This window comes from Aliivibrio sifiae (assembly GCF_002954705.1).
GTDB lineage: Bacteria > Pseudomonadota > Gammaproteobacteria > Enterobacterales > Vibrionaceae > Aliivibrio > Aliivibrio sifiae_A.
This window is the reverse complement of the sequence record NZ_MSCO01000002.1, coordinates 1,259,217-1,279,164: the sequence shown is the minus strand read 5'-3', so window position 1 is coordinate 1,279,164 and position 19,948 is coordinate 1,259,217. Positions and strand designations below refer to the sequence as shown.

General features: G+C 37.5%; 14 protein-coding genes. 9 read left to right on the top strand and 5 right to left on the bottom strand.

Annotated elements, in window-relative coordinates:
• Positions 1 to 306: 306 nt before the first annotated feature.
• Positions 307 to 2,061 carry a gamma-glutamyltransferase gene (gene ggt / locus BTO22_RS16640; protein WP_105056437.1) on the bottom strand — a complete coding sequence of 585 codons (1,755 nt, stop codon included), beginning with the start codon at positions 2,059 to 2,061 and terminating at the stop codon, positions 307 to 309.
• Positions 2,062 to 2,257: 196 nt separating this feature from the next.
• Positions 2,258 to 3,265 carry an MBL fold metallo-hydrolase gene (locus tag BTO22_RS16635; RefSeq protein WP_258132681.1) on the bottom strand — a complete coding sequence of 336 codons (1,008 nt, stop codon included), beginning with the start codon at positions 3,263 to 3,265 and terminating at the stop codon, positions 2,258 to 2,260.
• Between the two features lie 267 nt (positions 3,266 to 3,532).
• Between BTO22_RS16635 and BTO22_RS16630 the strand changes: the two genes are divergently transcribed.
• Positions 3,533 to 4,147: a TetR/AcrR family transcriptional regulator gene (locus tag BTO22_RS16630; RefSeq protein WP_105056435.1), complete on the top strand. Its 615-nt coding sequence runs from the start codon at positions 3,533 to 3,535 to the stop codon at positions 4,145 to 4,147.
• Between the two features lie 136 nt (positions 4,148 to 4,283).
• Positions 4,284 to 5,285 carry an esterase/lipase family protein gene (locus BTO22_RS16625; protein WP_105056434.1) on the top strand — a complete coding sequence of 334 codons (1,002 nt, stop codon included), beginning with the start codon at positions 4,284 to 4,286 and terminating at the stop codon, positions 5,283 to 5,285.
• Positions 5,286 to 5,318: 33 nt separating this feature from the next.
• On the opposite strand, the gene BTO22_RS16620 is transcribed toward BTO22_RS16625, so the two are convergent.
• Positions 5,319 to 7,166, bottom strand: a complete 1,848-nt coding sequence (locus BTO22_RS16620) for a M3 family metallopeptidase (RefSeq protein WP_105056433.1) — start codon at positions 7,164 to 7,166, stop codon at positions 5,319 to 5,321.
• A 236-nt stretch (positions 7,167 to 7,402) separates the two neighbouring features.
• On the opposite strand from BTO22_RS16620, the gene BTO22_RS16615 reads away from it, so the two are divergent.
• From BTO22_RS16615 to BTO22_RS16605, 3 genes are all read left to right on the top strand, one after another.
• On the top strand, positions 7,403 to 8,773 hold the full coding sequence (locus BTO22_RS16615) for an NCS2 family permease (RefSeq protein ID WP_105056432.1): 1,371 nt from the start codon (positions 7,403 to 7,405) through the stop codon (positions 8,771 to 8,773).
• 133 nt (positions 8,774 to 8,906) lie between these two features.
• The gene (locus BTO22_RS16610) at positions 8,907 to 9,584 is read left to right on the top strand and encodes an NAD(P)H-binding protein (RefSeq protein WP_105056431.1); all 678 of its coding nucleotides are present in this window, start codon (positions 8,907 to 8,909) and stop codon (positions 9,582 to 9,584) included.
• Between the two features lie 47 nt (positions 9,585 to 9,631).
• Positions 9,632 to 10,561, top strand: coding sequence for a LysR substrate-binding domain-containing protein (locus BTO22_RS16605; protein ID WP_105056430.1), 930 nt, complete (start codon positions 9,632 to 9,634; stop codon positions 10,559 to 10,561).
• Positions 10,562 to 10,602: 41 nt separating this feature from the next.
• Here BTO22_RS16605 and BTO22_RS16600 read toward each other — a convergent pair whose 3' ends face one another.
• Positions 10,603 to 13,011, bottom strand: coding sequence for a beta-mannosidase (locus tag BTO22_RS16600; RefSeq protein WP_105056429.1), 2,409 nt, complete (start codon positions 13,009 to 13,011; stop codon positions 10,603 to 10,605).
• Between the two features lie 200 nt (positions 13,012 to 13,211).
• The gene (locus BTO22_RS16595) at positions 13,212 to 13,853 is read right to left on the bottom strand and encodes a hypothetical protein (RefSeq protein WP_105056428.1); all 642 of its coding nucleotides are present in this window, start codon (positions 13,851 to 13,853) and stop codon (positions 13,212 to 13,214) included.
• 256 nt (positions 13,854 to 14,109) lie between these two features.
• On the opposite strand from BTO22_RS16595, the gene BTO22_RS16590 reads away from it, so the two are divergent.
• From BTO22_RS16590 to BTO22_RS16575, 4 genes are all read left to right on the top strand, one after another.
• Entirely contained in the window at positions 14,110 to 15,021 is a 912-nt protein-coding gene (locus tag BTO22_RS16590) for a LysR family transcriptional regulator (RefSeq protein ID WP_105056427.1), read from the top strand.
• Positions 15,022 to 15,165: 144 nt separating this feature from the next.
• The gene (locus tag BTO22_RS16585; protein ID WP_105056426.1) at positions 15,166 to 17,133 is read left to right on the top strand and encodes an alkyl/aryl-sulfatase; all 1,968 of its coding nucleotides are present in this window, start codon (positions 15,166 to 15,168) and stop codon (positions 17,131 to 17,133) included.
• 465 nt (positions 17,134 to 17,598) lie between these two features.
• Complete coding sequence (locus tag BTO22_RS16580) at positions 17,599 to 18,798, top strand: JmjC domain-containing protein (RefSeq protein WP_105056425.1); 1,200 nt, start codon at positions 17,599 to 17,601, stop codon at positions 18,796 to 18,798.
• Positions 18,788 to 19,948, top strand: a complete 1,161-nt coding sequence (locus BTO22_RS16575) for an MFS transporter (protein WP_105056424.1) — start codon at positions 18,788 to 18,790, stop codon at positions 19,946 to 19,948. The genes BTO22_RS16580 and BTO22_RS16575 overlap by 11 nt, the downstream gene beginning before the upstream one ends.

The following is a 19,948-nucleotide window of genomic DNA, read 5'->3' as shown; positions in this document are numbered from 1 at the left end:
ATTACCCGTATAATAAATGAGCTGTACGGATAAAGAATTCAAGAAATATAAAAATATAGTTACATAAGTAAATAAAACATTAACAAAGAAGGGTGCTTTGGTGGGGTTTATGTTGTGTTCATGAGTGTTGTTTAGTTATTGATTTTTATAATAAAAAGTAGGTGAAAATACGCTATTCTTATATTCTGTCAATAGAATAGTTATATCATTTCTTCTATATGCCTCGTATATTTTTAGAAGAAAATTAACTATTCTAAGGAAAAGAGTGGTAACAATGACTCGCTATTGTTACCACTAAACTCCCGTTTATTGCGTTACCACCTTACCCTCACGGCGAGGATCAGCAGCACCCACAAGAGAATTCCCTTGCAGTTTAATCGCTTGAACCCCTGAGTTTAATTCCTTAACTTGAACTTTAAATCCTAGCTTTTCTAACTTAGGACCCCATGATTCAGCGGTGGTGTCTTTTTCAATTTCAAATGCCCCAAATCGATTGTTCATATTAGGTAAATCGATGGCTTGTTGTAGGTTTAAATTCCAATCTAGATGAGCAACGAGAGTTTTTGCTACATATCCAATTATTTGGCTCCCTCCCGGTGAGCCAATAGCCATATACGGTTTATTATCTTCCATTACAATGGTCGGTGCCATGGATGATCTCGGGCGTTTTCCCGGTTCAATACGATTGGCAATTGGGACACCATCAACATGGCTTCTAAAAGAAAAATCGGTTAATTCATTATTTAATAAGAATCCACCAACCATTAATCGAGAACCAAACCCGTTTTCTATTGTGGTGGTGATTGAAACCACATTACGGTCTTTATCGATAATCGAAAAGTGGCTAGTTGAAGGTAATTCAATCGCTTCATCTAATGCGTAATTCTTAGCATGAAACCACGGTGGTGAGCCTGCCGAGGTTTCAGTTAATGCCTTTTTTTCTTTGAGTAATTCTGCGCGTTGTTTTAAATAATCTTGATTTAAAAGTCCTTGAGTAGGCATTGGGACATAATCACTGTCTGCCATGTATTTACCGCGATCAGCAAAGGCTAAGCGAGAAGCATCTCCTAATAAGCGCCAGCTTTGTACGCTATCTTTGCCCATGTCTGAGATTGGGTAATGACTTAATATTCCCATTATTTGTCCAAGCGCTAATGCACCTGAGCTTGGTGGCCCCATTCCACAAATGGCATATTGGCGATATGGGGCGCAGACAGGTTCACGCTCTTTTATTTGATAAGCAGTAAAATCAATGAGGTTAAGTACTCCGGGATTTGAGGTTTCATTTCTTACTGTGTTAACAATATCTTGTGCAATTTTTCCTTGATAAAAAGCGACAGCGCCTTGCTCAGAAATAGCCTGTAGTGTTTTAGCATAATCTGGATTTTTAAGTTGTTGCCCTGCTTTAATTGGAGAACCATCTTGGTTAAAGAAGTAGGCTTTAGCGGCAGCAGAACGTTGTAAAAATTCTTGGTCATTATCAACCAGTTTAGCTAAACGTGGGCTAACAGTGAATCCATTCATTGCCAGTTTTATAGCGGGTTCAAATAAGGTTTTCCAATCCAGTTTGCCTAGTTTTTGATGAGTATCCCACATCAATTTTACTGTACCAGGAGTACCAACAGATCGCCCTCCGACTACGGCATCATAAAACTTAAGAGGTTGGCCTTTGTCATCCTGAAATAATTGAGGGGTCACTTCTAATGGTGCTGTCTCTCGCCCATCAAAGGTGGTTAATGCATTCTTTTTTGCATCCCAGTACACCAGAAATGCACCACCACCAATGCCAGAGGATTGAGGTTCTACTAGCCCAAGTACCAGTTGTGTTGCTACCATTGCATCAATCGCATTACCGCCTTTACGCAGCATTTCAGCACCCGCTTCACTAGCATAAGGATTTGCTGATGCGATCATCCACTCTTTTCCTTCAACTAGGTTCTGCTTGGTTAACCCTGTTGCTGCTTCTGGGGCAACATTGTCCGCCGTTTGAGTTGCAAATGATATTGGAGTAATAAGAGAGGTCGAAACTAATAGCGCGAGAGTTGATGCTTTCCACTGCATAGAGATTCCTTAATTGTATTCATTGGACATAGATGAAGGTGCTTGAATTTAAATAAATTACAGAGCAAGAAAAAGACTGGCAGAGGAAGGAGAGGCTGTCGAATAGGTTGTTAATGTTCTTGGTTGATGCTCACGTTTTAAACGAATTGAGAGTGAATATTTTCCCTCAATTCGTGTGTTTATTATGAATGGTGAATTACATATTACGCCACCAGAGAGAGGTTGGCTTTGGCTCTGTGATTATTACTTTTTCACCAATCATTGGTGTGATTAATTTTACGTTTTTCTCTTCACTGATTGTTGTCACTTGTTCAAGAGGATCTTGCCAATCGTGTAATGCTAAATCAAAAGTACTGTTATGAATTGGCATCATGGCTTTGCCTTTTACATCTAAGTGCGCTTGTACGCTTTGTGATGGAAACATATGGATATCTGACCATAAATCATTATATGCACCCGTTTCTATCATGGTTAAATCGAACGGGCCGTATTTTTCGCCTATCTCTTTAAATCCAGAAAAATAGCCTGAATCACCGCTGAAAAAGACATTCGCTTGCTCACCTTTAATTGCCCAACTTCCCCATAATGTGCTGTTTTTGTCCGTTAAACCACGGCCAGAGAAATGTTGAGTAGGAGCTAATGAAAACTCAATGTTACTTACTGTGGTTGATTGCCACCAATCAAATTCAGTAATTTTATCTTCTGCGACCCCCCATTTTTTCAAGAGTGCGCCTACGCGAAGTGGCACAACAAAATGCTCGACTTTGTCGTTTAATAATTTTACCGCGTGCTTATCAAGATGATCGTAATGATCATGACTGATAGCAACCACTTGAATTGTTGGAAGATCAGAAATAGAAATTGGTGCCTGATGAAAACGCTTAGGGCCAGCCCATTGAACAGGAGAGGCGCGATCACTAAAAACCGGATCAGTTAAGATTAGTTTTCCATCAAGTTTAATTAAAACACTAGAATGACCAAGACGATATAATACTGCTTCTTTTTCTTGCATTAAATTATCAATAGAAATCGTTTGAACAGGTACCGTATTTTTTGGTGTAGCTTCAGTTCGAGTCGTTGAAATGTAGGCTTTAGCGATATCCCAAATATTACTCGCACTGGTTGTGTATTCTGTTTCACTGTTTTTAAAACGGACAGGTTTAGTCTTTTCACCTTGTTGAAAATAAGAAAAGGTTAAGGCCATAACGGTAACTCCTAATAAAGCGATTCTTTTATTGATAATTAAAGTGCGTTCTTTTTTCATTTTTGTCCCTTTTAGTTACTCGTCATTATGTAGAGTAGCTAAGTTTCCTTATTTCGTCGTTTACTTAGCATGGTTTTCACTTTTTATAAGTAAACTACACCGAATAGTTTACTTATAAAAAGTGAAAAGTAAACTGGTTAGTGTAAAATGACTGAGTGTGATGATTGTTTGAATCCGTCATTATGAGCTTAAATCAAAGGTATCTTTATGATTGAAAAGAAGAAAAGTAGAAGTGAATTAAAGCGTGAAGCTATCCTTGCTGCCGCAAAAAAAGCCTATCAAGATGAGGGTGTCCAAAATACCAGTATGGATAAGCTTGCCGCATTAGCACAGGTATCTAAACGTACGGTCTATAATCACTTTTCATCTAAAGAAGCCCTTGTAATGGAACTGCTGTCTGATTTATGGCAGAACTCAATGGTAGATATTGATATTCAGTTTTCAAAAAAGGTGAGTGTTCACTCTCAATTAGAACAACTGCTACTGGCTGAGTTAAACGTAATAGGATCACGGTCCTATTTAGATTTAGCCAAAGTTGCCTTTGGTCATTTCTTTTATAAACCAGAAGAACTACAACAGCATGTACAGAAAATGGAACAACAAGAAACGGCATTGTCTCGTTGGTTACAATGGATGATGGACACAAAAAAACTTACCATTGAAGATAAACATAAAGCCAGTGTTCAACTGCACAGCTTATTAAAAGGCAGTGCGTTTTGGCCACAACTTGTGGGAATGAGAGACGTGTTATCTGAAGAAGAAAAAACAGAGTTAGTTGAAGAAACGACGAAAATGTTTTTAAGCCGTTACTCTAAAGATTAAAAAAGAAAGTCTAGAAAGCTAATTTCGATAAACATCACAGCAATCATTGATATATGCATTTGATTCTCGCTTTGGGGTAATAATGGAGTGAGAAATACTCTATTATTATTTTATATTGTGTTTATGGATGAACTTAATGAATCAAATGGACTTTTTGCGATGTGCCAGTGTTGGAGTGCTTTTCGGCTTGGTTGGTTGCTCGTCAAACTCTGTCAATGATATTGATGAGGTTGAAGAACCAACGATGTTGACCAAGCAAACCCTAAATATTGAAGGGCTAAAGCATTGCAATAATGCCAATGATGATAGCATTCACTTAAATCCTGATGAACCATTAACCATTATCGTTCATGGCTGCTTCGCTTCTGCTGGTCAATTTAAAACCTTAGCGGATGTCTATGGTTTATATGATCAGCAAGCAATTTGTTTTGAGTATGATGACAGAAAGAGTTTAGAAGAAACCTCTGGCGAACTTGTTTCTGCTCTCAATAAATTATCAATTGAAAACCCCCATCAATCTTTGCATGTAATTGGTCATAGTCAGGGGGGGTTGGTCGCTCGTAGAGCACTTACGGTTGATAGAGAGGATGAGAAAAAAGTCGCTACAAAACAATTGCAACTTACCACCATCTCTTCGCCATTTAATGGCATTGAAATATCGTCACATTGTGGCATGACGTCTTTACGGATCTTGTCTTTGGGTATTGTTGATTTGATCTGCTATGCCGTGACAGGAGAGAAGTATCAACAGATCCCACCTAATGCTGATTTTATTGAACAACCGGGGGAACTTCTTTCTTCTGTTTCTCATCATTTAGTGATAAAAACGGATGAGCGTAATACGTGTCGAAGAACCAATGATGACGGAATATGCGTTGAAGATGATTACGTTTTTAGTGTTAGTGAGCAGTCAAATCAAGAAGTAGATGATGTCGTTCATGCGAATCCCATAACTGTGAAAGCAGGCCATGTTGAGATTGTCGGTAATGGTAATTCTGTTCCGACGGATTTGATTGATATCTTAAAAGAACAACAATTGCTGATTGATAATGGAACGGTTGGCCAGCTAGAGCAAGTACGTTTAATTGAGCAACTTTATTCTCAAGACGATAGCTCTAATTTATCTATATTGAAATAAGCAGGGTGGCATAAATACCACCCTGAAATCAGTTTAGCGTCCGTACGTTTTCATAATATAGGCTTCAAACTCGTCACACATTTTTTTGTTTGATTCTGTATTACTTGCTAATGTTTTTGGACCATCAATAATAGAGATTGTTGCGTTTAGCGGTGCCACTTCGGCTTGAGTTCTAGAATCTAACTCTGCCATTTTTTCTTGCTCAGATTTCCACGCCTCTTCAACAGATAAATTACACTTATCAGCTAAATATTTAGCGTTAAAGCCTTCACCAGTAAGAGCTATGATTGAGTCATTATGGTTAACGCTGTTACCGGCATTCCAATAGTGTTTTGCCAGTAATGGACCAATCTCAGGATTATCAGTTAAGTAACCAAATTTCTCAGTGAAATAGGCGCGAGTTTGGTAGACCGCCATGTGTGCCAACAAGTAACCATGATAAGCACATGAGGCTTCATCAGATACTAAGTGAGGGATAGCCATTAATGGACGTGGACTACACGCTAATCCAAGAATTTTCTTTTCTGTAGTACGAGCTAATGCTGTGATGTTTTCTGGTGTTAATTGGTCATCGCTTAATTGATAAAGCGCTCGTTCAAAATACGGTACCACTAAAATATTGCGTTCTTGATATGCACGGAAAGGTTGTTTGCTGTCGATCATTGCTTTGATAATCGAATCAGGTACAGCGTTGCCATTTTCATCAAGCGCATACTGTTTTAACCAATCTGCATCTTCTAGCAAGCTATCGCAGAACATGGATTGCGTTTCTGCATAGGCCATTGAGGTAGGCGCAAATTCTTGTGAAAAGCAGGGTGCGTTCATCTTCACGTTAGAGAAATGAGCCGCATGGCCACCTTCGTGGAATAAGGTGTTCATACCGTCATAACCACTGCCAACTTGGTCTGGTTTTGCGTTGCTAGTAAAGTTAACTTTAGCAGCAACCCATTGATCTTGATTATAAAAAGAAGGAATAGGGCCATGACAAAAACCGTTAGGGTATTTGCCTTTACGATCCAATAAATCAAGCGTTAATTCTGCGCCTGAGAACTCAATATTTAAACGGCCAAACGATTCAACCCAACGACGTAATGATTTTGAGAACGGTACGTAAGGGTCTAGCTCTCGCATCACATCGCCTGCAAACGAGAAGACAAAGTTATGCGCGAGTAAGGCTTCATTGCCTTTATCCGTTGCAAGTTGATCTAAGCTACGTTGGTGACAATCACGAGTACGAATTTCAAAATCATCTAAAATAGTAAATAGTTGATCTGTCGTCATTTTTTCTTTTTTTGTTACCGAGTAATCAAAGAAAGTATCAAACCCCTGAGAGCGAGCAAATTTATTGCGAAGTTTAATTAATTCAATAAAGCCGTTTTGTAATAGCCATTGCTCTAAGCCAAGAAATGCTTGATGAGCTGATTGACGTGTTGCGGCATTAGCACTGGTGCGAACAATAGAAGCGAGTACAGGAAGAGAGCCTTCAACTGCTTCGCCTTCTTCGTTTACATACGTCATGGTGTGGTTCTGTTTTTTCTCAAATAGACCCGCTTCAAATTTGATCAGTTCGGTTTTTAAACGTTGAGCTTGTTCTGATTCAATTGCGTGAGATTCAAATGTTGCTAACCAGCCTTTTAAACCAATTAAGGTTTGTGTTTTTTCTTCATTATCAGTGATTGATTCAGCCAGTGTAATTTGTTTTTTAATTGCGGAGATTTGCTCTGCATTACTTAAAAAGTTCGTCCATGCAGTTTCTGCTTGGGTAGAGCCTTGGTGATCATCGCTTAAACCCATATAGGTATCCCAAAAAAAGTTTTCTTTGGTGCGATGAATCGATAAATAACGTTGGTTTAAGTCATTAAGATAAGTAGTGGCAGTCATTTTCGTCCCTTTAAATACAGACTAGCGAAAAGCAGATTATGCCATAGATGACAAATGAATGATGAAGTAAGTGCTAAAAGCTCATTTTATGAAAAATATCAGGTCTTAATTAGTGCTTTGTTTTAATTCTAATACGGTGACGATAACGATTGCTTATTTATATTTCTCTCAATTTGTGCAAAAATGCGCGCAGAAAATTAACCGCACTTTTATGTTACTTATTTAAGGAATGTTCCATGTCTCAGGGCAATGCGCAAAATACGGCACCACAATCCAATATGGATAGAAAACTAGATGGCTTCTTTAAAATTTCTGATCGTGGTAGTACCGTTAAAACAGAAATGATTGCCGGTCTTACTACGTTTTTAGCGATGGTTTATTCGGTTATTGTTGTTCCAAGCATGTTAGGTGCCGCAGGATTTGATACGGGAGCTGTCTTTGTCGCTACCTGTTTAGTGGCAGCGTTTGGTTCACTATTAATGGGGTTATGGGTAAATCTTCCAATGGCAATTGGTTGTGCTATTTCATTAACTGCATTTACCGCGTTTAGCTTGGTATTGGGGCAAGGGGTAAGTATTCCTGTTGCGCTTGGTGCGGTATTTATCATGGGCGTTTTGTTTACCCTTATTACGGTAACAGGCGTTCGTCAGTGGATTCTGAATAACCTACCGTCAGGCATTGCACATGGTACTGGTATCGGTATTGGTTTATTCCTTTTATTGATCGCCGCGGATGGCACAGGCCTAATTGTTAAAAATGCACACGCTGGTCTCCCTATCATGCTAGGTGATATTAAGTCATTCTCTGTAATCATGTCGGTATTAGGTCTTGCTGCTATCTTTGGTTTAGAGAAAAAACGTGTTCCTGGTGGCATTTTATTAGTGATCGTCGCTATCTCTATTATTGGCTTAATCTTTGACCCAAGCGTAACTTACAATGGCTTCTTTGCTCTGCCAAGTTTAGAGACCGCTGATGGTAGCTCGCTGATTGGTTCTATGGATATCATGGGTGCATTAACGCCTGCAATTCTTCCTGTGGTTGTTGCGCTGGTTATGACGGCAGTATTTGATGCAACAGGTACAATTCGTGCCCTTGCTGGTCAAGCCAACTTACTTGATAAAAACGGGCAAATCATCGATGGCGGTAAGGCATTAACGGCTGACTCTGCAAGTTCAATGGTTGCAGGTCTTGTTGGTGGCGCTCCTGCGGCGGTTTACATCGAATCAGCAGCAGGTACAGCAGCCGGTGGTAAAACAGGATTAACAGCAACGGTTGTTGGGGTGTTGTTCCTTGTAATGATTTTCTTATCACCAGTAAGTTATTTAGTTCCTAGTTACGCAACGGCTCCTGCATTAATGTACGTTGGTTTATTAATGTTAAGTAACGTTTCTAAATTAGACTTTGAAGATTCAGTTGATGCGCTTTCAGGCCTGGTTTGTGCGGTATTCATTATCTTATCTGCAAATATTGTAACCGGTATTATGATCGGTTTTACCACGTTAGTTGTTGGTCGTATTTTTGCTGGAGAGTTTAAGAAATTAAACGTGGGTATTGTTTCGATTACTATTGCTTTGATTGTATTTTATGTCGGTGGTTGGGCTATCTAGTTCTGAATAATATTACCTTGTAAATTGATAAGCCAGTGATCATCTCACTGGCTTTTTTAATGTAAAAAACAAGACAGTTTGCAAGTTACGGATTAAGCTAAAGTATCAGTAGTAGAAACATAAGAAGTCAATTATGTCAGATTTAACATCAATTATTCTTGCCGGTTCAACAGGATTAATAGGGCATCATTTATTGAATTCGGCCTTAAAAAATGAAGAGATTCAACACGTTTATAGTCTCACTCGCAGGCCTCTTGATGATATATGCTCGAAGCTCATTCAGGTGATTAACCCTGAATTAAGCATTGATAAAGAGCAAGTCAAAGATAATGTGCCTAAGGTCGGTTTTATTACGTTAGGCACTACCATCAAAAAGGCAGGAAGTAAGAGTGCATTAAAAGCGATTGATGTGTCGCTGGTGGTGAGTGTTGCACAATCAATGCATGATATTGGTGTTGAGCGGATTTATGTGGTGTCTTGTATTGGCGCATCAAGTTCTGCATTCTCCCATTATTTAAAATGCAAAGGAGAGATGGAAGATAAGGTGGCAGATATTGGCTTTAAGCAAGTGACCTTTATGCAGCCTGGGCCTTTATCCGGAAGTCGAACTGAACCGAGAACTGATGAGGCATTTTTACAGGGGGTTATGAAAGTAATGAATCCATTAATGAAAGGATTTTTATTAAATTATAAACCGATTCATGGTGAGCTTGTCGCACAGTGTATGCTTGAACTAGCGTTAAAGAATAATCATGATAATGGGATTGTTAGATATACCTCAAGAGAAATGTTTGCATTAGTAGAGCAGTAGTTAATAAAAGAAAGGTTTGTAGTAAATAAAGGAATGGAGAGCAATCAGTGCAGCAATTTGATTATAATTTATTAAATACTTTAGAAGTCTTACTTGAAGAGGAAAGTGTAACCTCTGCCGCTTTGCGATTGCATTTAAGCCAGTCAGCCGTTAGTAAGCAATTGGCCAAATTACGAGAGGTATTTGATGATCCTTTGTTTGAGCGAACGCCTTATGGATTACGAGCAACGCCACGAGCAAAACAATTAGCGCCAGAATTAAGGCAAGTACTTCAACATTTAGAGTTATTTACTCGCCCTAGCTCTTTTGAACCAAGTGAAAGTCAGAGAACCTTTGATATTCATATGGTAGAGCCTGCTTATTCACTGACATACCCTCATTTTATGCCAGAGATTTTAAAGCAAGCCCCCCAAGTGAATGTGCATGCAAAAACATGGCGTAGAGAGAGTTTAGAGCAATTATTGCGTTGTGAAATCGATATGGCGATCAGTTGTTGGGAGTGGGATGCTCGATCTAAATGGCATATGGAAAATATACCTAAAGAATTAAACTATGTTGAGTTAGTTCGAGATCATTCGGTTTGTTTAGTGCGTGAAGACCATCCTTTGTTTGATGAGGAGTGGGGACTAGAAACCTTCTTAAAATACCGTCACCTACAAGTGGTTTTTGGAGGGATTGAGCAATGGCTTTTGGACGATATCTTGAACTTACAGCACTTAAAAAGAGATATTGCGGTGAACTTGACGGATTTTCATTCCGCGATGGAGTTATGCGAGCACAGTGATTTGATTTTATGTGCACCTTCAAAATACGTAGATAACATGCTCAAAGGATCACCATTAAGAAAACTACCAGCTCCTATCTCAATGGAAGCGGGGTGCTATGTTTTAATGTGGCATAAACATTTTGACTTTGATCATTCTCATCGTTGGTTTAGAGAGTTGATTATCGAGCGAGTAAAAGCGGAATATAAATAAAAAAGGAGGTACATTGACCGTACCTCCTAATGGTAATGAAATTAATAGCTATTAGATAAATCGTACACACGTAGGGAATTCATCAGTGTTTCTAAATCATTTCCTAAGTAATCAACCGTAACTGGATATTCAGGCAAAAGAGTAAAACTTGAATCACTGAATCGGCCTTTTCCATCGTGCTCTAGGTGCACAAAGAAAGCAGGATAATCAGAGCGCAGAGTAATGCGATTCCCTTCTTGTATTATTTCAATATTAGCTTTTTTAATCGTTAATTGTTTGATCGTTGGTGTAGCAAACCAAGTATTTTGGACCTTTTCTCCATTAACTGTTATCTCTGTAAAGAAGAAACTGTTATTTGCGCTCACTTGGAATTTCTCTTTTGTTAGTGACCAAATAACATCATTACCATCTTCTTCAATAGAATAATTAATTGTCCATTGGCCAAGCACTTCGCCATTAAAGTCCATCCAATAAACGACACCATCGATATGGTTTTCAAATCGAGAATCGTTGACGACTCGGATCTTAACTTCGCTGCCTGTTTCCTCAAAAGGGATGTAGGTTGGTGCAAAAAACCGTTTCGCATGGTAATGAAGTTGCTTCCAGCGACCACTGTATTCAATGCTCGACCATGAACTGACGGGCCAATTATCATTCAATTGCCAATACAGCATGCCACGACAAATAGGGCTAATAGCACGCCAATATTCACACCCTGTTTTAATCGCCATAGCTTGTTGAACTTGGCTCAAATATAACATCTGTTCAAAGTTAGATGGGAAACGGAAATAGCGAGTAAACATTTCTGTGATGATACTGTTTCCACGTCCATTCTTTTGGTGTGCTTCAAATGTAGGGGAAGTAACATTCCAATCATGTTCTGGAACAAAACGCTTCACTTCCGCGAAAGAAGGCCATGATTGAAAACCAAACTCTGAGCAAAAACGCGGTTTAATATCTAAGTACGCACTGAATGACTTGCCCGAATGCCACACATCCCAGAAGTGCATATCACCACGATTATCGTTGTGCCATGCGTCACCAAAATCCATGTCTCCATTACAAGGAGAGCTTGTCCAAAAACGACGACTTGGGTCTTCTTCTGCAATCCATTTTGCAATATTTCGGTTTAAACGGTCGTAATTAACTGTATACGTAGTTTTGTTATTTTTGGATTCATCATACCAACCAATAGCCCCAATCACTTCGTTGTCGCCACACCAAAGAACAATAGACGGGTGGTCTTTTAGTCGGTTTATTTGTTGGCGAATTTCGGGTTCAACTTCGTTTAAGAAAGCCTCTGTCGACGGATAGAGTGAGCATGCAAACATCATGTCTTGCCATACCATCAGGCCGAGTTCATCACACATCTCATAGAAGATATCTGACTCGTATTGACCACCACCCCACACGCGGATCATATTCATATTCGCGTCTTTTGCACTGCTTAACAATTCACGGTAGCGAGCTTCAGTCTCTAAGCTTGGCATAGCATCCATAGGGATCCAATTCGCCCCTTTTGAATTAATAGGGAAGCCATTGATGACAAACTCCATCGCCGATCCTATTGTATCTACCTTATTGTTTAATATTAGACTTCTAAGGCCAATTTTTTTAGAGATTGACTGATTATTTAAATCTACATGTAAAGGGTACAACGGCTGTTTACCGTAGCCAGCAGGCCACCAAAGTTCAGGCTGGTCGATACGGAAAGTAACAGTAGTAATGCCAGTTTCACTGGTGGTGGTCATTTGGATTTGGTCACCAAAGCTAACGGTAATTTCATGGTCACTGATTGGATCATGATGAATAGTTGCTGTTACCTCTACATTTTCTTGGTGCCAAATTTGTTCAGTATGAACAGACAGCAAGGTAATGTGCTCAATTACATCAATATAAACAGGATCGTAAATACCCGAGACCAATAAACAAATTCCCCAATCCCAACCGGAATGACATTGAGTTTTACGGATTAGGTTCATATGAGGAACTTGGTTGTTGCCTACCGCCCAAGGAATTGGCATTGGCAAGGCATTAGCTCGTTGCTTACCTTCTTCATCAACACGAGAGAAATGCACTTCAATATGGTTATCACCAAGTACGACAAAGGGTTTGATATTGATGCGATGTAACTGGAACATATTGGTACTGCGTAAGACTAACTCACCATTAATAAATACATGAGCAAGAGTATCAAGACGACTTAGATTTAAAAATAATGAAGAAGCATTGAGTTCTTGTTGTGATAAGGAGAAGGTGCGAGATACATGCCAATCGCATTCCCTTACCCACTGAACCAATTCTTCATTGGTTTCTTGGTAAGGATCCGTAATGATATTGGCTTTTAATAAAGCGTGATAATTATCTCCAGGAACAGACATTGGAATAGAGAGTTGTGAATGCGTAGGCGAGGTCAGTGTCCAATCGCCATTAAGAGAAACCTGCGACATAAAGAATCCTTCTGATGCCGTTGATATAAGTGGTTCAGCATTAAAATTAAGTGGTGCTGAACGGTATTAATGAATAGCAAAGAAGTGTATGTCTGAGAAGGAAATAAAAACGTGATGTTACTCTCGAACGAGAAATAACGAAGTTCTTTTATTTATATCAATTAGAAGGTTAGCACAATTTAACGCGGTCTATTACATTATCAACAAAGTTGAAATAATTGGCTGATTTCTTGTCCTGTCGCAATTTCTCTATGACTTTCTTTAATTAACCAATTTAATGGGTTTTGGACCCAAGGTTGAGGGTCTTGGCTTGGGAAGGAATCCACACAACGTAAACCCACGACATTCCAGCCTTGTTGTTTACAGGTATCGATACAACGTTTCGCATGCCAAGATTGAGCAACGACAACAACATTACGTGAATCAATATTATTTAAGGCTTCGCGTGCAATATCGGCGGTGGTTTGGTAATTCTTGTTTTCAATAATATTTATTTGTTTATTTCTAGGGTAATGCAGCGCAATTTCTTGTTGAAGTTGTACATGAATATTGGGGTATGAATCTTGGATTTTTTCAGCCAGTTCACTCAATTGAATGTTCACATCAGAGCTATCACCAAACGAAAAGGCAATTAAAGTGTCTGCTTGATTTAGATTTCCATAAGGCATCAGAAATGGTTGCCCTAAAGCAAGATAACGCTCTAGACGTTGCTTGGATGATACTGGTAATTGATATGATGAATTACAGTAATTAAAGACTTGAGGATTAAGGCGTAACGAAGAAGCAAAATCGTGGTGGATTTTGATATCAGAGTTTGAAAAATAATTCATAAGATCACGCATTGCTCTATCCTTTTGAAAGAATGATAGCCACTGAGATTAACAATCCGTTGTTATATAATTAAGGCTAACAATGAAGCGATATTATGAGTAGAAATTAATCAACTAATGCGCTTTAATCTTATAAATTAAACTTTATTTTTGTAAGGTTATTTTGTTGTATTGCTAAGATAAAGTAAAACCCATCAAGACAGGTTAGATTTTTAAGTGAAAAACTGCTTATAATCACACCACTAAATAACTGATGTGGTAGGAATTCATGGATTTAAATTTACTTAAAACATTCGATGTTGTAATGAATACACGCAGTGTGAATGAGGCAGCAGTAAATTTAGGTATTAGTGCACCAGCCGTTAGTCACACATTAAATCGCTTACGAGAGCAATATCAAGATCCGTTATTTATTCGGCAAGGAAGAGGGATCGTTCCTACTAATTTTGCGATAGAGTTGCATGCTGAAATCCAAGAGCCTTTAAAGCGATTGTTAAATGGTTCTAAATCTCGCCAAGCGTTTGATCCTGCAACAAGCCAGCGAACCTTTCGTATCTCAAGCCATAAAGACTTAGACCTAATGGTCGTTCCTCCCCTTATTAAATATCGAGATGAACTTGCCCCTAACGTGAACTTCAAAGCCGATATTGAGCATCTCAATGAAAAGGACAGGCAGACTGATTTGCGTATGCGTAAGGTCGATTTAATTTTGGCAACCGTACCACTTGAAGAGCATGGCTATCATAATAAATTGTTATTTGAGCAGCAGCTTGTTGTGGTATGCAGAAAAGGCCACCCAAGAATTAAAGACAGTATTACTCAAGAGCAGTTCTTTGCTGAGCAACACTTATTGTGGAAAACTCAAAGAATGGATAATTACATCATGGATTCATTAGTGCTTGATAAGTTACCTCAGCGAAAAGAAGCTTATGCTACAGGATCTACTTGTAATTCTATTATGATGGCAGCTCAAATGGATTGGTTATGTGTCACCGGTGTATGGCACGCAAAAATGATGTCTAAAATGCTGCCATTAACAATATTGCCTTTACCTTTTGAATCTCATCTTCTGCCTGTTTATATGACATGGCATAATTCACAGCAATCAGATACTGGCCATCAGTGGTTAAAGCAGGTATTTGAAGAGGTTACGAAAGACTTAACCAGTTTGTATTTATGAATTAATGGAGTAAATCCGCATAGTGGATTAAGTAAATATAAATCCACTTTTAAGTATGGCATTATCGATTGTTTAATTGATAACTCTTAATATTTATAAATCGATGGGCAAAATAGATTGCTCGCATTTATTTAGAGAGAAATTATGTCATTTAAAAAATCCATAGTATCACTTGCTGTTATTGCTACCTTAGCGCCTGCGTTTGTGTTTGCCGCACCGACAACTAGCCAGCCAAAAGAAGCCACAACATTCACTATTCAAAAGAACGACCAATTAAAACAATATTTGAATTTTGACAATAAATCTGACTTTGCAGATGCTTCGCGTGGCTTTATTGCTACGTGGCCAGAAACAACTATTAAAGATGCAAAAGGAAATGTCGTTTGGGATTTCTCAAAGTTTAATTTCATCAACCAAGATGAAAATACTCAAACGATAAACCCTTCTTTACTTCGCCAAGCAAAACTAAATAACATTAATGGGTTATTTAAAGTTAAAGATGGCGTATATCAAGTTCGTGGTTTTGACTTGTCAGTTATGTCATTCATTCGTGGTGATGATGGCTGGATTGTTATTGACCCACTAATTTCTCCAGAAACGGCTGCGGCAGGTTTAAAACTACTGCGTGATAATGTGGAAGATCTACCCGTTACTGGCGTTATTTTTACTCACTCACACGTAGACCATTTTGGTGGGATTTTAGGTGTTACCACACAAAAAGACATTGATAATGGCGATGTTGTGATTGCGGCTCCTGAAGGGTTTTTCACGCATTCAATTGCTGAAAACCTAATGGCCGGAACAACCATGTCACGTCGTTCGTCTTTCATGTATGGCAACCTTCTTGATGCAAATAATAAAGGAATGGTTGATGGTGGCTTAGGAAAAACAACATCAACAGGCTCTCCTGGTATTGTAAAACCAACCGAAATTGCAGAGCACACTGGTCAAGAAATGACGATTGACGGTGTTGATTTAGAAGTGATGATGGCTCAAGAATCAGAAGCACCTTCTGAGTTTATGTTCTATTTCCCACAATATAAAACAATGATGGCAGCAGAAGTAATGACGCATACCATTCATAATATTTCGACATTACGTGGTGCTAAAACTCGTGATGCCTCTTCATGGGCAGCTTATGTCGATCAAGCTCTGCACACTTATGGCGACAAAGCAGACACAATGATTGCCTCTCACCATTGGCCAACATGGGGACAAGAGAAAATTAAAGGTCAGCTAGCGAAAACTCGAGATATGTACAAATTTGTGCATGACCAAACGTTACGTTTAGCAAATAAAGGTTATACACCAAATGAGATCTCAGCTGAAATTAAGCTACCAGACTCATTAGGTAAAGAGTGGTACAACCGTGGTTACTATGGCACCGTTTCTCATAATGCACGTGCAACGTATGATTACTACTTTGGCGCATGGTGGGATGGTAACCCAGCAAACTTAAACCCATTAACGCCAACGGAAGAGGGCACAAAATACGTTGAAGCAATGGGCGGAGAGAAAAAAGTTGTTGAGATTGCAGAGGCTGCGATTAAGAAAGGGGAATACCGCTGGGCTGTGACGTTGTTAAATAATGTCACCTTTGCTAATCCTAAAAACATGGATGCACGTTACTTAGAAGCGGATGCAATGGAGCAATTAGGCTACCAATCAGAGTCTGGTCCTTGGAGAAACTACTATTTGGGTGGCGCTAAAGAATTGCGTAATGGTATTAAACCAGTTGCAACGCCAAATACAGCTGCGATAGCCGTGAATATGCCGTTTAATCAGTTCATGAAATACTTAGGTGTGACAGTGAAGCCCGATATAGCAAAAGGCATGAACTTAAAAGTGAATATCGATGTGAAAGGCGATGGTAAATACTCAATGGATTTAAGTAATTCAGTATTGAAATCATACACAGGTACTCAATTTGATAATGCGGATTTGAACATTACGTTATCACGTCAAGCGTTTGAAAATATGATGACGAAAAAAGCGACATTGAAAGATGAAATGAAATCAGGAGAATTTACGGTTTCAGATCAAGCTAAGTTTCAACAGCTGATGTCAGTCTTTGACCAGTTTAATTTATGGTTTGGCGTAGTTACTCCATAAATTAATATAAAAATCACAATATAATTATGCCTCATTAAATGAATATATTTAATGGGGCTTTTTTGTATGTGTTCAAATAAGTCCATTTGTATATTTATATGATAATTAAATACAGTTTTATTTCAAAAGGATTGAAAGCATTAATTTTAATTAAGAAGCCTTTTGGGACTTAGCTTTTACCATGTTTAATAACAGATATGTAAATAATATGCTTCATATTTTTATAAATTAAGTGTTAAAGATGTTGCATTTTAATTTGTATTGTTGGTACATTTGCTTCTCCAATAATAATGTTGGGTTTAATTTTAAGGATATATAAATATGAAATTAGATTTATCGAAAATTAAATATGTAGAAGCTTCAGCTATTGCGCAACGAGCTCAATTAGTTATGTTCTAGTTGTATATAAAATTAGATCTTAGAGGGGGAGACCCCTCTTTTTATATAATTAATTGGACATTTAATATGAATGAATGGTTTAAAGAAATATACAAGAATGAACTTTTCTTAAATAAATATTTTGGGATTAAAAGTGAGTATTTTCCGCTATCATCAAATTTACATCATTATTTTAGTTCTCAAGAGATAGAAAATTATTTAATTACACTCGAAGGTTTTTTACATAAATTTGTAATGGTATATGGAGATGAAAGTGATTCATATCCTCATGCAAATATAGACTTTTTTACTAAATCACAATTTTCTTTTTTGAAAGAAAAAATGTCTGAAGGTGCTAGCCTTAAAATAGAACAACTGGAAAGGCGAGAGGCATCAATTGCCCCATTGTGTCGTGAATTAGTTGAGTATTTTGGTGGTATTTCTTGGGCTAAAATCTTTTGGACTTCTCCAAATAGAAAAGGATTAAATGTACATTTTGATACTTCGGATGTATTTATTATCCAAATCGAAGGTACTAAAAAGTGGTATCTATGGGATGAGTGTGAATTTAATCCTGGAAAACCAATGGCTAGGACTATAACTCAAGAAGAGGTAGGTGAGCCAACTAGAGAGCTTTTATTGAGTCCCGGTGATGTCCTTTATATTCCATCGGGTCACCCTCATTGCGCAGAGTCAAAAGATGAGCATTCTATACATATTAGTATTGGTTTTTTTGCAACAACAGTTTTGGATATATTAAAGTATTCTCTAGATTATCTAGCAATAAGTGAACCTTTATTAAGGAATCGTGTTTTAGGTCAAGATTTATGTTCAGAAACAGCAGTATCGGCATTAAATACTATAGATCTTAATTCACTCATTACTGAAAGTATTGATATAACTACAAGTGCATATTTATCATCATTAATGGCGGGTCGAGCGCAAATTGATAATAGCTTGATGGCTAGTGGATTAGCCATCAATAAGATTACAGAAAACACAAAAATTAGATGGGCGAATCATCAGGTACCAAAAATAGTTACCGATAGTGAAGAGAGTATAAAGCTTTTTATCCCATCGATAATCGTACCAGAAAAAAATCAACTGGTTGGGCTTCCTCCATATTTGACACTTCCAAGTTTAGTCGCTGAAGAACTTAAGTTTATTAGTGTGTGTGAATATAAAGAAATACTTGATTTAAAAGGCCCATTTGATATTAAATCCAAGATTGCTCTTGTGAAAGAATTAGTAAAACATGGATTGATAAGTGTTGATAATGCCGAATAAAATAAAGTTTATAGTAACAATTTCTTTAATTAGTTTAGCTAATTGGTTGGATTTTATTTCTATATTAACATATTCAGCATATCGAGTTGATAGCTCTCCTTTGATTGTGTCTTTAGCTAGCGTTTCGATGCTTTTACCGCAGGTTTTTTTAGGGAAATTTTATATAAAGCTGTTAGAGAGTAACTATAGGAATTGGTTGCTCCCTACCTCTTTTTTTATAAGAGCAGTTCTTACGGTATCTTTGGTTTTTATTGATAATATTAATTTATTTTTAATCATTGTTGCTTTAAGATCTGCCTTTTCTGGAGTATACATACCAGTAGTAAGTTTTTATTGTAGTCAACAAGTTGAAAGCGTAAGAAAAATGTATTCATCGTATTTGAGTATAATTAATACCTATTCTAAGATGGCAGTTCCATTTCTAGGTGGTGTTATTGTTAGTCTTTATAATGAAAAAACTGCCTTTGCAATAACTTCAGTTATAACTATATTTTCTATATATTTCTCTTTGTTTTTAGGAAGAAGTAAAAGTATAAAAAAAAAATCAGATGCTTCTGTTAAGATAATACCAGAGAGAAGCTTAAATAGCCTTATACATTGGAGGATGGCATTGTATTATCCTGCTTTTATATATTTTACACTAGTATTTATGTGTAACAACCTTTTACCTTTAATTTTTTCAAACGAAGGTTTATCCAAGTATATGTTTAGTTTATCAATTACTTCTTCAGCGATTGGTAATGCTTTGTTTGGGTATTTCTCTCTATATACAAAATCAAAACTAAAGGACTTGAAATTTATTTATTATTCTGGGGTTGGAGTATTTTTAGGCTTTTTAATGCTTTTTTTAATATTTAATTCAGTAAGGTTTGATTTTTTAATATATATTACATTTTTCGTTATAGGTATTTTTAGCGCTAGTATTCCTGTATTATTTAATAGGCATATATTTGATGAGAATTCGACGGTTGCGATTAAATTAAGTGCAAAGTTACAGTCTATTCAAAATATATCGATGATTTTGGGGCCAATATTAGGGGCTGTAATTAGTGAGTTTTTATCTCCTTCATACTTACTTTTAATTGCAGGAATTATAGGTTTTATTATATTTACATATTTTAATATCAAAGTTAACTATGTTAGGAGATAA